General features: G+C 42.8%; 10 protein-coding genes. 4 read left to right on the forward strand and 6 right to left on the reverse strand.

The features are described from left to right. Positions 1-103: 103 nt before the first annotated feature. Positions 104-1,105 (forward strand): tRNA (adenosine(37)-N6)-threonylcarbamoyltransferase complex transferase subunit TsaD, encoded by a 1,002-nt coding sequence (gene tsaD / locus RHM67_RS04460; RefSeq protein WP_322230909.1) that lies wholly within the window; start codon positions 104-106, stop codon positions 1,103-1,105. A 78-nt stretch (positions 1,106-1,183) separates the two neighbouring features. Continuing rightward, on the forward strand, positions 1,184-1,354 hold the full coding sequence (locus RHM67_RS04465) for a hypothetical protein (RefSeq protein WP_322230910.1): 171 nt from the start codon (positions 1,184-1,186) through the stop codon (positions 1,352-1,354). 242 nt (positions 1,355-1,596) lie between these two features. On the opposite strand, the gene recA is transcribed toward RHM67_RS04465, so the two are convergent. From recA to RHM67_RS04485, 4 genes are all read right to left on the reverse strand, one after another. Beyond that, complete coding sequence (recA, locus tag RHM67_RS04470) at positions 1,597-2,604, reverse strand: recombinase RecA (protein WP_322230911.1); 1,008 nt, start codon at positions 2,602-2,604, stop codon at positions 1,597-1,599. Positions 2,605-2,821: 217 nt separating this feature from the next. Beyond that, the gene (gene nth, locus RHM67_RS04475) at positions 2,822-3,583 is read right to left on the reverse strand and encodes an endonuclease III (protein WP_322230912.1); all 762 of its coding nucleotides are present in this window, start codon (positions 3,581-3,583) and stop codon (positions 2,822-2,824) included. Between the two features lie 211 nt (positions 3,584-3,794). Then, positions 3,795-3,995: a hypothetical protein gene (locus tag RHM67_RS04480; RefSeq protein WP_252757718.1), complete on the reverse strand. Its 201-nt coding sequence runs from the start codon at positions 3,993-3,995 to the stop codon at positions 3,795-3,797. Positions 3,996-4,307: 312 nt separating this feature from the next. Next, the gene (locus tag RHM67_RS04485; protein ID WP_191175799.1) at positions 4,308-4,892 is read right to left on the reverse strand and encodes an RNA polymerase sigma factor; all 585 of its coding nucleotides are present in this window, start codon (positions 4,890-4,892) and stop codon (positions 4,308-4,310) included. Between the two features lie 437 nt (positions 4,893-5,329). Between RHM67_RS04485 and uvrA the strand changes: the two genes are divergently transcribed. Continuing rightward, positions 5,330-8,290 carry an excinuclease ABC subunit UvrA gene (uvrA, locus tag RHM67_RS04490; RefSeq protein ID WP_322232171.1) on the forward strand — a complete coding sequence of 987 codons (2,961 nt, stop codon included), beginning with the start codon at positions 5,330-5,332 and terminating at the stop codon, positions 8,288-8,290. A 160-nt stretch (positions 8,291-8,450) separates the two neighbouring features. On the opposite strand, the gene RHM67_RS04495 is transcribed toward uvrA, so the two are convergent. Both RHM67_RS04495 and RHM67_RS04500 read right to left on the reverse strand, forming a co-directional pair. After that, positions 8,451-10,718, reverse strand: a complete 2,268-nt coding sequence (locus tag RHM67_RS04495) for an aconitate hydratase (protein ID WP_322230913.1) — start codon at positions 10,716-10,718, stop codon at positions 8,451-8,453. A gap of 564 nt (positions 10,719-11,282) precedes the next feature. Further along, on the reverse strand, positions 11,283-11,915 hold the full coding sequence (locus RHM67_RS04500) for a polysaccharide deacetylase family protein (protein WP_322230914.1): 633 nt from the start codon (positions 11,913-11,915) through the stop codon (positions 11,283-11,285). 90 nt (positions 11,916-12,005) lie between these two features. Here RHM67_RS04500 and RHM67_RS04505 point away from each other — a divergent pair, with 90 nt between their 5' ends. Beyond that, entirely contained in the window at positions 12,006-13,448 is a 1,443-nt protein-coding gene (locus RHM67_RS04505; protein WP_322230915.1) for a TolC family protein, read from the forward strand.

Here is a 13,448-nt window from a genome sequence, read left to right on the forward strand (position 1 = left end):
GGTTTTGAATCAGAATAATCCCTATCGCTATACGTTTTTATGGCGTAATAGTTTGAAGCTTAGTCAATAATTCATCAACTCAAAAATCAATAATTTAACAATCGTGCCTGTAATATTAGCTATCGAATCTTCTTGTGATGAAACCTCTGCATCTGTTTGTGTGGATGGACGGATCCTGAGCAATGTTATTGCTAATCAAACCATTCATGAACTTTACGGAGGCGTTGTCCCTGAGCTTGCCTCAAGGGTTCATCAGCAAAATATTGTTCCTGCTGTGCAACAAGCATTATTAAACGCAAAAGTAAGCAAAAATGATATTGATGCAGTAGCTTTTACGCGCGGACCGGGCCTTTTAGGCTCACTTTTAGTGGGTGTTTCTTTTGCCAAGGCATTTGCGCTTGCCAAGAACCTGCCGCTGATTGATATTAACCACATGCAGGCGCATATCCTGGCGCATTTTATAGCCGAGAAAAAGCCGTCATTCCCATTCCTTTGCCTTACCGTATCCGGCGGGCATACCCAAATAGTTTTAGTTAAAGACTATTTTGATATGGAAGTGATTGGCCAAACCCTTGATGATGCCGCTGGCGAAGCGATGGATAAAACCAGCAAGATACTCGGCTTGCCATACCCCGGCGGCCCGCTGATAGATAAACACGCGCGTACCGGCAACCCGGATGCTTATAAATTCCCCGAGCCGCAGATTCCGGGGTTTAATTTTAGCTTTAGCGGGGTTAAAACGGCTATCCTATATTTTATAAGGGATAATGTGGCGACTAACCCAAATTTTATACAGGAGAACTTGAATGATATCTGCGCATCGGTAGAAAAACGTATTGCTACTATCCTGCTGAATAAATTGAAACGCGCTGCAATAGAATATAGCATTAAAGATATTGCCTTAGCAGGCGGGGTATCTGCCAATACCGGCCTGCGCGAAAGCCTCACCAAAATGGGTGCTGATAACGGCTGGAATGTTTTCATACCAAAATTTGAATACTGTACCGATAACGCGGCCATGATTGCTATTGCCGGTTATTATAAATATTTAAAAGGCGAATTTGCCGGGCAGGAGATAGCTCCCCTGGCACGGATGCCGATGTAGTTTTAGCGTATAGTTGATGGTTCATAGTAAATATCCATCTGCAAAGTACCATAAACTATTAACCATGAACTATTAACTATGAATATTCCTTCACTTATATTTTGGGCGGTTTTTGTGCTGCCGCTTGTAGCTTTTTTAGTGTGGCTAATGCGCCAGGATAAACGCAAAGGCATTACCGGCCTAATTGTGCTTGCCATTATGGTTGTGGGCTGTATTGCTTACATGTACTGGAAAACAGGCGGTAAATAAAATTGCCATAAACAATAAGCCCCCGCATTGCTGCGAGGGCTATTAAGAAAAAACGCTTACAAAATGTTTAACCTGCTTTTCTGTGCAGGATTAGATCTTTCTTCTAAAGATGCGTGTTAGCCATACACAAACAAAAAAGCCTCCCCATTGGGAGGCTTTAATATATTCTATAAAGATTGGAGTAATATTTCACATAATCGGTGAAATCATCTGTCAACCTAATTGATCAGTGAAATCTAAATCTAAGCTTCAGCTAAGCTTTCGCCTGTAACGGTGGCTTTAATTTTTGCTTCCAGTTCTTCCATCAGTTCCGGGTTATCCATTATCAGTTGTTTAACTGCATCGCGGCCCTGGCCTAAACGGGTTTCGCCGTAGCTGAACCACGATCCTGCTTTTTTAATGACATTGTATTCTACACCAAGATCAATTATTTCACCTGCTTTAGAGATACCCTCACCAAACATAATGTCGAACTCGGCAATACGGAACGGAGGAGCCACCTTGTTTTTAACGATCTTCACTTTAACGCGGTTACCAGATACCTCGTCAGAATCTTTAATTTGAGAGATGCGGCGTACATCCAAACGTACCGAAGCATAAAATTTTAAAGCGTTACCACCTGTTGTAGTTTCGGGGTTACCGAACATAACACCGATCTTATCGCGCAGCTGGTTAATGAAGATACAGCAACATCCTGTTTTGCTGATGGTACCGGTTAGTTTACGTAATGCCTGCGACATTAAACGGGCGTGTAAGCCCATTTTAGAATCGCCCATTTCGCCTTCTATCTCCGCCTTTGGCACCAATGCCGCAACAGAGTCGATAACTAATATATCTATAGCACCCGAGCGGATCAGGTTATCGGCAATTTCTAATGCCTGCTCACCATTATCCGGTTGTGATATTAAAAGGTTCTCTACATCTACGCCCAATTTTTTGGCGTAGAAACGGTCGAAAGCGTGCTCAGCATCAATAAATGCTGCTATGCCACCTTTCTTTTGGGATTCGGCTATGGCATGTATGGCTAAGGTTGTTTTACCTGACGATTCCGGGCCATAAATCTCTATCACCCTGCCTTTTGGTAAACCGCCTACACCTAAAGCAATATCAAGGCCTAAAGACCCGGTTGATATGGTTTCGGTAGGTTCAATCACGGAGTCGCCCAGTTTCATGATGGTTCCTTTACCGTATGATTTTTCCAGCTTGTCTAACGTTAGCTGTAATGCCTTTAATTTATCTGCGTTGCTCATCTTAAATTATTGTGAAACAAATATAAAACATAAATTTATAATTACTAATATTTTTAGTAATTATTTTATTGGTAGTAATATTCCGTCATTGCGAGGAGCGTAGCGACGTGGCAATCTTCGATAAGTAAGTAAGCCACATGCCTATCAAAGATTGCCACGCTATCGCTCGCAATGGCGCGAGAGGTTGATGTAAACTTACCTAACCCAAAACTCTTAATCAAATATCTTTATCAACACTTCGTTTCGCCAGTTCTTTGCTGATAGTATTCAACGCCTTTTTCTTTTTAGCGTCTTTGGTCTTGCGGATTTTTGCAGCCTCAGCACGTAACAAAGCCGTCTCGGTATTTTGCTGCTCGTAATATTTGCAGAACCAGGTAAGCGGGCAGATCTCGCACTTAGGCGAGCGGGCCACACAAATATAACGCCCGTGCAATATCAGCCAGTGATGCGCAATGGCCAGCGTATTTTGCGGCAGGTATTGTACCAGCTGCTTTTCTACCGCCAGCGGGGTAGTGGCGCGTGTGGTTAAACCGATCCGGTTAGATACCCTGAACACGTGCGTATCCACCGCGATAGCAGGAGCATCAAACACTACTGATGCAATTACGTTAGCCGTTTTGCGGCCAACGCCGGGTAACCTTTGTAATTCATTAATATCAGATGGTACCTCGCCGCCAAAAACTTCCATCAGCATTTTGCCCATGCCGGCCAGGTGCTTTGCCTTATTATTTGGATAACTTACGCTGCGGATGTAAGTAAAAATCTCGCCGGCATCTGATGCCGCCAAAGACGCCGCATCCGGGAAACGTTTGAATAGTGCTGGTGTAACCTGGTTGATGCGCTTATCGGTACATTGCGCCGACAGAATCACTGCCACCAACAATTCATACGGACTGCTATAATGCAACTCTGTTTCGGCCGAGGGCTGGTTTTTGGAGAAATATTCTACGAAGTGGCGGTAGCGTTCGGCTTTAAGCATATTTAGTTCATGGTTGATGGTTCATAGATGATAGACGAACCAAATTTTTACAATAATCCAGAATTATATGCAATTAGCCAAAACGAGTTGCCATGAACCATTAACTATCATTTATGAACTAAGGTATAAATAGAAAGGTTCATAAATCAAACCAATGGATGTAATACCCAACCGGGATGATTTATGAACCAGTGCTTTGGCGTAGTACTACTTAGCGACGGCTTTTCGAATAATCGAGGATGTAGTGGATGGTCTGCAGTTTTGGCTTCTTTTTTAGAAGATCCAAATCAGCACGGATAGAATGATAAAACATCACATCATCCACATCCAGATTTTCTTGTACTACCTCTGATTGTTTCACCTGAGCTTTGTTAGTGACCGCATTAAATATTGAAGTAAAGGTTTCACCCATAAGCTGTTAATTGTTTAATTATAAAAGTAACGAGAATTATTTATTAATATTTTACGAACATGAAAATTAAATGAAATTTTTTTTGAGGGTTAATTTTAAGTCAATCCATACGCTTTAAATTAAGAATATTAACTCAATCGATGAAAATTCCATCATGAATTTGAATTTTAAACGACCGGAGGTTGCTGGATATTGTTGCGGGGGCAATAAAAAAAGCCACCCTATACAGGGCAGCTTTTGTAACAATATTATTAGATGATTATTTATCTGTCCAGAGGGATCCTGAAACAAGCTGAGGATGACGGTTATTTACTAATTTTTTAAACTCATCTCTTTATTCTGCATCATTTTGCGCAGGTTATTAAGCGCGTAACGCATGCGGCCAAGTGCGGTGTTAATGCTTACATCGGTAACATCGGCAATTTCCTTAAAGCTCATGTCACCAAAGTGGCGCATAATTAATACCTCTTTTTGCTCGGATGGTAAAAGCTGAATAAGCGATTTCAGGTCCTTATGCGTTTGCTCGCGTACCAGTCGGTCTTCGGCGCTTTCATCATAATTGCCTAATACTTCAAAAATATCAAAGTCGTCGCCATTGCTAACCATTGGCGCGCGTTTCTCGCGGCGGAAATGGTCTATCACAAGGTTATGCCCTATACGGGTTACCCAAGGTAAAAACTTACCTTCCTCGTTGTATTTGCCGGCCTTTAGCGTATTAATAACTTTAATAAACGTATCCTGGAAAATATCTTCAGCGAGAGCTTCATCTTTAACAAGTAAGTAAATAGAAGTGTAAATTTTTGACTGATAACGCCTGATGAGTTCAACAAGTCCTGCCTCGTCTCCGGCGATATAAAGATGGATTAGATCCTGATCACTTTTCAATTGAAAATCCATAGAAAGCTACTAATAAACTAAATTAAATGTTTTGTCGTTATTAAAAGTAGAATTCTATCTATAGCGTTTCTTTTTAGGTTTAAGAAAAATGTTAGGCTCAAATATAATGATCTTAAAAAATAAAAGCAAATATTTTTTAACAGGGCATTTTACGTTCTTCTCAAAAGCTAATGTGTCACTAAAATGCAAACTCTTTTATTAATAACTAATTAAGCTTCACAATTACCAAAACCTATTTGGATTAAGCTAAATATTTTAGGATTTTTGCAGCCGGAAAATGTTCATAGATAATAGATCATTGTTCATAGTCTGAAGTGCCAAAAATCAAACAAGTTTAATCTTTTAGCAGTTAGACTTTTATTCGTGACTAAGGTTTAATGGGTTCTATGAACTATTAACCATCAACCATGAACTTCCCAGATGAATTAAGGAAAAGAATGACCAAAGAAGCAGAAAAAGATCCGAAAAAACATATTATTATAAAAGGGGCAAGGGTACACAACCTTAAAAATATGGATGTGGCCATCCCCAAAAACAAGCTGGTGGTTATCACGGGCATGTCGGGTTCGGGTAAATCATCGCTTGCGTTTGATACTTTGTATGCCGAAGGTCAGCGCCGCTATGTGGAAAGCTTATCATCATATGCCCGCCAGTTTTTGGGGCGAATGAATAAGCCGGATGTTGACTATATAAAAGGGATAGCACCAGCCATCGCTATTGAGCAGAAGGTGATAACCAGCAACCCGCGGTCAACGGTGGGTACTTCTACCGAGATCTACGATTACTTAAAGCTGCTTTTCTCGCGCATTGGTAAAACTATTTCGCCTATATCAGGCGGGTTGGTTAAAAGAGATTCGGTTACCGATGTAATTAATTTTATTACGGCTTTGCCGGATGAATCACAGGTTACCATCCTTTGCCCGCTGCATCCGCATAACAACCGTAGCATTAAAGAGGAATTGGCCGTTTTAATGCAAAAGGGTTTTGTAAGGGTAGAGTTTAACGGACAGGTATCGCGCATAGAAACCTTGCTGGAAGATGAAACTATCGACGGTGCATCTATGGTGATGGATGAAGAAGCTGCGCCTGCAAAAACTAAGAAAACAAAGGCTAAAAAAGGCGAAGAGGAAGTATCATCACTGCCCGCCATTTCAGTTGTGCGCATCGTTATAGATCGTATCACTAAGAATGAGGAAGACGAAACCATCAGCCGCTTAGCCGATAGTATCCAGACCGCATTTTTTGAAGGGAAGGGCGATTGTTATGTGCAATATGTAGCCTCAGTAGCCCCCTCTACATCTCCCCCGGTAGGGGAGATTTTAAATTATGAAGCCCTCTCTTCCGGAGAGGGTTTGGGTGGGGCTTCCGAACGCTTCTTCTGCGACCGTTTCGAGCTGGATAATATCCGTTTTGAAGAGCCTACGCCAAACTTTTTTAGCTTTAACAACCCTTACGGTGCCTGCAAAAAATGTGAAGGCTACGGCAAGGTTATCGGTATTGACGCCGACCTGGTTATCCCCGATAAAAGCAAGAGTATCTACGAAGGCGCTATTGCCCCATGGCGTGGCGAAAAAATGCGCGAGTGGAACGATTTGCTTGTAAAAAGCTCGTTAAAATTTGACTTCCCTATCCATCGCCAGTATAACCAACTAACCGAAAAAGAGCAGGAATTGCTATGGACGGGTAACCAGTATTTCCGTGGGTTAAATGCCTTCTTCAAAGAGATGGAGGAGCAAACCTATAAAATACAATACCGTGTTTTGCTATCGCGATACCGTGGTAAAACCACCTGCCCGGAATGTAAGGGCAGCCGTTTGCGCAAGGATGCAACCTATGTTAAGATAGACGGCAGATCCATAACCGATGTGGTGCTGATGCCTTTAGATACCGCGCTGGAGTTTTTCAGCAACCTTAAACTGAATGAGACCGACGCTAAAATTGGTAAACGTTTATTGCTGGAAATTGTAAACCGTTTGGTGTTTTTGAATGATGTAGGTTTGGCGTATTTAACACTTAATCGTTTGTCAAATACACTATCTGGTGGCGAGTCGCAACGGATCAACCTGGCTACATCATTAGGGAGTAGTTTGGTGGGGTCGATATATGTGTTGGATGAGCCAAGCATCGGCCTGCACCCACGTGATACACAGCGTTTAATTACCGTGTTAAAATCTCTGCGCGATGTAGGCAACACCGTTTTGGTTGTTGAGCACGAGGAAGAGATCATGAAAGCTGCCGACCATATTATTGATATTGGCCCCGAAGCCGGTACGCATGGCGGTAACCTGATGTTTACAGGTACCTACGACCAGATCATTGTAGATAATGAAAGCCTTACCGGTAAATACCTGAGTGGCCGCGAAGAGATAGCTATACCGACAAGCAGACGTAAATGGAGCGACTATATTGAGATAAAAGGCGCCCGCGAAAACAACTTGAAGAATGCGGATGCTAAGTTCCCGTTGGGGATACTTACTGTGGTAACAGGTGTATCCGGCTCGGGTAAAACCAGTTTGGTAAAACGCATTTTTGCGCCTGCCCTTCAAAAAACTTTGGGTAACTATAATGGCGACCAAAGCGGGGCGTTCGATAGCATCGAGGGCGATTATAATAAAATTGAACAGGTAGAGATCGTAGATCAAAACCCAATTGGCCGTTCATCGCGTTCTAACCCGGTTACTTATGTAAAGGCCTGGGACGAGATCCGTAACCTGTACGCCGCGCTGCCGGTTTCAAAGGCTGCAGGCTTAAAACCATCGGCATTTTCTTTTAATGTAGAGGGCGGCCGTTGCGACGTTTGCCAGGGCGAAGGCGAAGTGAAGATAGAGATGCAGTTTATGGCAGATATCTTCCTGACTTGCGAGGCCTGTAATGGTAAACGCTTTAAACAACACATCCTGGATATCACCTATAATGAAAAAAATGTATCCGAGGTTTTAGAAATGACTATTGATGAGGGCCTTGAGTTCTTCGTTAAAGAGCCGAAGATATTAGCTAAAATAAAACCATTGGTTGATGTTGGTTTGGGTTACGTGCAGTTGGGCCAATCGTCAAACACACTATCAGGTGGCGAGGCGCAGCGTATCAAGCTGGCATCCTTCCTGGTGAAGGGTAACAATACTAATAAAACGCTTTTCATATTTGATGAACCTACTACAGGTTTGCACTTCGCAGATATTAAGAAGCTGCTAAAATCGTTCGACGCATTGTTAGAGCACGGCAACACCATCATCGTAATAGAACACAATATGGACGTTATTAAATGCGCCGACTGGGTGATAGACATCGGCCCCGAAGGTGGCGACCGTGGTGGTAAAGTAGTGTTCGAAGGCCTGCCCGAAGACCTTATAAAAGTTAAAAATAGCTACACAGGTCAGTTTTTGAAGGAGAGGTTTTAGGGTAGATATTAGTGAATGGTGATTAGAGATTAGGCTAATTATATAAAAGGCGATGGGTATTCATTGCCTTTTTGTATCGTGTTCCTGCCAATAATCCCACAAAAAAAAGCCTCCCCATTCAGGAAGGCTTAATCTAAAATCGTATTTCTAAAATCTAAAATTAAGATATCATTTGCCTGCGGATGATGTTCAGCGCGCCGCCTGCTTTAAACCACTCTATTTGCTGCGCATTGTAGGTGTGGTTTACAGGGAAGCTTTCTGTTGTGCCATTTGCGTGGTGTAACATTACATTTAACTGTTTGCCGGGGGCAAATGTGGTTAAACCGGTAATGTCAATAACATCGTCCTCTTGTATTTTTTCGTAATCGTTGGTGTCAGCAAAGGTGATACCCAACATACCTTGTTTTTTAAGGTTGGTTTCGTGGATACGGGCGAATGATTTTACCAATATAGCACGTACACCTAAGTGGCGTGGCTCCATCGCCGCGTGCTCGCGCGATGAACCTTCACCATAGTTCTCATCACCAACAACTATAGAACCAATGCCATTGGCTTTGTAATCGCGCTGTGTAGCCGGAACCGGGCCGTATTCGCCTGTAAGTTCGTTTTTAACGCTATCTGCAGTGTTGTTGAAATAGTTGATAGCACCTATCAGCATATTGTTAGATATGTTATCTAAGTGACCACGGAACTTCAACCACGGGCCTGCCATAGAAATATGGTCGGTAGTACATTTACCACGTGCTTTAATTAACAGTTTTAAACCGGTAATGTCAGTACCTTCCCAAGGGGTAAACGGCTCCAATACTTGTAAACGTGATGATGTTGGGCTAACAATAACCTCAACGCCGCTACCATCTTCGGCTGGTGCCTGGTAACCGGCATCTTCAACTGCATAACCACGTATCGGCATTTCAATACCTTGTGGCTCGTCAAATTTAACCTGCTCGCCTGCTTTGTTGGTTAACGTATCGGTAAGTGGGTTAAAGGTAAGGTCGCCGGCAATAACAAACGCGGTAACAATCTCCGGGGAGGCTACGAAAGCGTGAGTATTAGGGTTACCATCCTGGCGTTTAGCAAAGTTACGGTTAAACGAGGTGATGATAGAGTTTTTGCGGGTAGGGTCGTCGGTATGGCGTGCCCACTGGCCAATACAAGGGCCACAAGCGTTTGCCAATACCACACCGCCCATAGCCTCAAAGGTGCCTAAGTAACCATCGCGCTCAACCGTGTAACGTACCAGTTCCGAACCCGGGGTAATGGTGAACTCGGCTTTAGTAGCTAAGTTTTTATCGATAGCCTGTTTCGCGATTGATGCAGAACGGGTAATGTCTTCGTAAGACGAGTTGGTACAAGAACCTATCAAACCAACCTCTAATTTTTCCGGCCAGTTGTTCTCACGAACCGCTTGCGCGAATTTAGAAATAGGCCACGCCAAGTCAGGAGTGAACGGGCCGTTAACGTGCGGCTCCAATTCGCTCAGGTTGATCTCTATAACCTGGTCAAAGTATTCGGTAGGGTTTGCGTAAACCTCGTCGTCACCGGTTAAGTGCCCGGCAATAGCGTTGGCAAGGGTAGCAATTTCTTCACGTTTGGTACCGTTAAGGTAAGTAGCAATTTTCTCGTCGTAACCAAAAATAGAAGTGGTTGCACCAATTTCGGCACCCATGTTACAGATGGTACCTTTACCTGTTGCAGAAAGTGAGCGTGCACCTTCGCCAAAATATTCAACAATAGCGCCGGTACCACCTTTTACAGTAAGGATACCTGCTACTTTCAAAATAACGTCTTTAGCTGATGTCCAGCCGGATAGTTTACCGGTTAATTTTACACCGATAAGTTTAGGGAATTTTAGCTCCCATGGTAAACCTGCCATTACATCACAAGCATCGGCACCGCCAACACCAATAGCCACCATACCCAAACCACCTGCATTAGGCGTGTGCGAGTCTGTACCTATCATCATACCACCGGGGAACGCGTAGTTCTCTAAAACAACCTGGTGGATAATACCTGCACCGGCTTTCCAGAAACCGATACCGTATTTATCAGATACAGATGAAAGGAAGTCGTAAACTTCGCGGTTAATATCAACCGCTGTATTTAAATCGGCAACTGCGCCAACTTTTGCTTGTATCAGGTGATCGCAATGCACGGTTGATGGTACTGCAACCTGCGGGCGGCCTGCCTGCATAAACTGCAATAGCGCCATTTGCGCGGTAGCATCTTGCATAGCTACGCGGTCTGGTGCAAAATCAACGTAGTCGGTACCGCGTTCAAAAGCTTTTTTAGCATCACCTTCAGAAAGGTGAGCGTATAATATTTTTTCGGTTAAAGTAAGATGTTTACCGGTCGCTTTACGGGCAGCATCCACGCGGGTGCTGTAGCGATCATAAACCTTTTTGATCATGTCTAAATCAAAAGCCATAATGTTTGATTTTTAGTAGGTAATAAGATATAAGCCTGCCTAATGGCCAACTTGCGGCGAATTTACAAAATATAAACTTTATTCACAGTCAGGCCTTTGTACAATTGTTATTTGGATATGTTCTAAATAAGATTGCAGTATCAGTTTGCGGTTTGCAGTCCGAACTTTGCCAGATAACAAGCAGGGGCGGGAATTGTTGTTTCCAATTCATTGCCGTTGCCTTTAGTGAACGGTTAGGTATGGATTAAGATATTGGCTTTAGCCGAAAAGAATGTTTGGCTAAAGCCGGGTGTAGCATATTTGTTATCCGCCCCATAAATGGGACGGCAATGAATTAAATATTACCGGTCTAAGTTTTCAACTTATACCAGATGGCGGGAATTGTTGTTTCCAATTCATTGCCGTTGACTTTAGTGAACGGTTAATATGGATTAAGATATTGGCTTTAGCCGAAAAGAGTGTTTGGCTAAAGCCGGATGTAGCATATTTTTTATCCGCCCCATAAATGGTACGGCAATGAATTAAATATTACCGGTCTAAGTTGAAAACTTATACCAGATAGGTTTATACCAATTCAGGGGTTAGGGCGGCAAAAGTATACCCCTCCTTACTCCAATGCTCCATAGCTATCGGCAGTACATGCTCAAGCTTAAAAAAAGCCTTTACACTGTCATGGAAAAGAACGATCGAGCCATCCTTTACATTATTGAGCACATTTTTTAAAGCGTCTTCCTTTTTTAGCGCCATATCAAAATCGCCGCAAAGTACATCCCACATAATTATCTGCAGATCGGGGCGGGCTTCCTTCAACAGTTTTATTTGGTCGCGTTTAATGCGGCCGTAAGGGGGGCGAAACAGGGGCGTATCTAAAGCCTTATCTGCTTTCAGGAAGTTTTCGAGGTAAGTTTGGTTGTCTGTGGCCCAGCCTTTTAGGTGGTTGTAAGTATGGTTGCCAATGGCGTGTCCTGCTTTTTTCACGTCGGCAAATACATCGGGGTGCTTGCGCACATTGTCGCCAATGCAAAAGAAGGTGGCTTTTGCATCATGCTTTTTTAAAATATTTAACACAAATGGTGTAACAATGGGTATGGGGCCGTCGTCAAAAGTCAAATAAATGCAACGGGCACCTGGTTTAGTATCCCAAATTAATTGAGGGTATAGCTTTTTAAGCCACCAGGGAGTTTTTACCAGGTACATTCGTAAAACGTTTAAGTGTTTAATTAGTTCACTAACAAAATCTGAGCTTGCAAAGTAAATAGCTTTACTTACAATTGTATACAATTTATTATGAAACTAAACTTACAAATCACAAAAGTAACCATTGCTTGCTTCATATTACTTTCGGCGGTAAACTTTACTGTTAAGGCGCAGGAAGTTATCACCTTACAAAAAGCTATCGACCGTACGCTTGAGCGCAACTTAACCATTAAACAAGCGCAGTTTAGCGAAGCGATATCCGAAGAAAACCTTAAGCAATCTAAATACAACCAATTGCCAAATTTAACTGCAGGCCCGCAGGCTTCACTAAATTTTGGCCGTAATATCGACCCATCTACCAACCAGTTTACCAACCAGCACATTTTCGCGTTAAATGGTACGCTTAGTTCGCAGGTAACACTTTTCCAGGGTGGGCAATTGCGTAACCAGATCATCGCTAACAAATTATTGCTTGGTGCCGACCGTAGTTACACTGCCAAAATAAAGAATGACCTGGTACTGAATGTAGTTACCCAATACCTGCTAATATTAACAAACCAGGACCTGGTAACCGCTGCGCAGCAACAAATAGATATTGCCAAAATAACGCTTGACAGGGCTCAGAAAAACTTTGACGTAGGTAACCAAACCCAGGCAGATCTGTCGCAGGCTAAAGCAGCGCAATCAACCGCGGACTTGAATTATACCAATGCCGAGAACCAATTGGAACTATCGGTAATTACACTTAAACAGTATATGGAGATGCCCCCTGCAACCAATATTATCTTTGAGAAGCCGGACATTAGCAGGTTTAAAGAATTGAGCACCGTGTACGACCCCGAAGTTGTTTTAAAAACAGCTTTAGCCGTTAACCCGGATGTTACTTTGGCAGAAGCAAGGCAAAAGGCTGCCGCGCAGGATATTAAGGTAGCAAGAGGCAATTATTTCCCAAGTGTGGTGTTGTTTGGCCAGGTTGGTACAAATTATTCTGACGCGCGCCGCCTGCAAGGCACCCCGTTTGCAACCGGCAGGGTAGATACTATTGGTTTTGTACAAAATACGCCAAACGCGGTTACGATACCAAACTTTTCGGTACCTATCTTGCATTACCCTATTGGCAGGCAATTGAGCGATAACTTTAACCAGGCTATTGGTGTAACGTTACAGATCCCTATATTTAACAGGTTTAGCTCGCGTACCTCTGTACGTAAAGCGAAGATCACTAATGAAAATGCCATAGTTACGGCGCAGTTAGCTAAAAACAACTTAAGCAAAATAATTTACCAGGCGGTTTGGGATGTGCAGGCAGCAAACAAAAGATATATATCTACACAGCAAACTTATAATGCCAATAAAGATGCCTTTAACATCATACAACAAAGGTATAATGTGGGCCTGGTGAACTCGCTTGATTATAATACATCATTAACAAACCTAAATAAATCGCAGTTTGACCTTATAAACGCCCAATACGAGGTGGTGTTCAGGAGCAAAGTGATCGATTATTATTTAGGCAACCCCATAACACTCTAA

The organism is Mucilaginibacter sp. 5C4 (assembly GCF_034345625.1).
Classification (GTDB): Bacteria; Bacteroidota; Bacteroidia; order Sphingobacteriales; family Sphingobacteriaceae; genus Mucilaginibacter; species Mucilaginibacter aurantiaciroseus.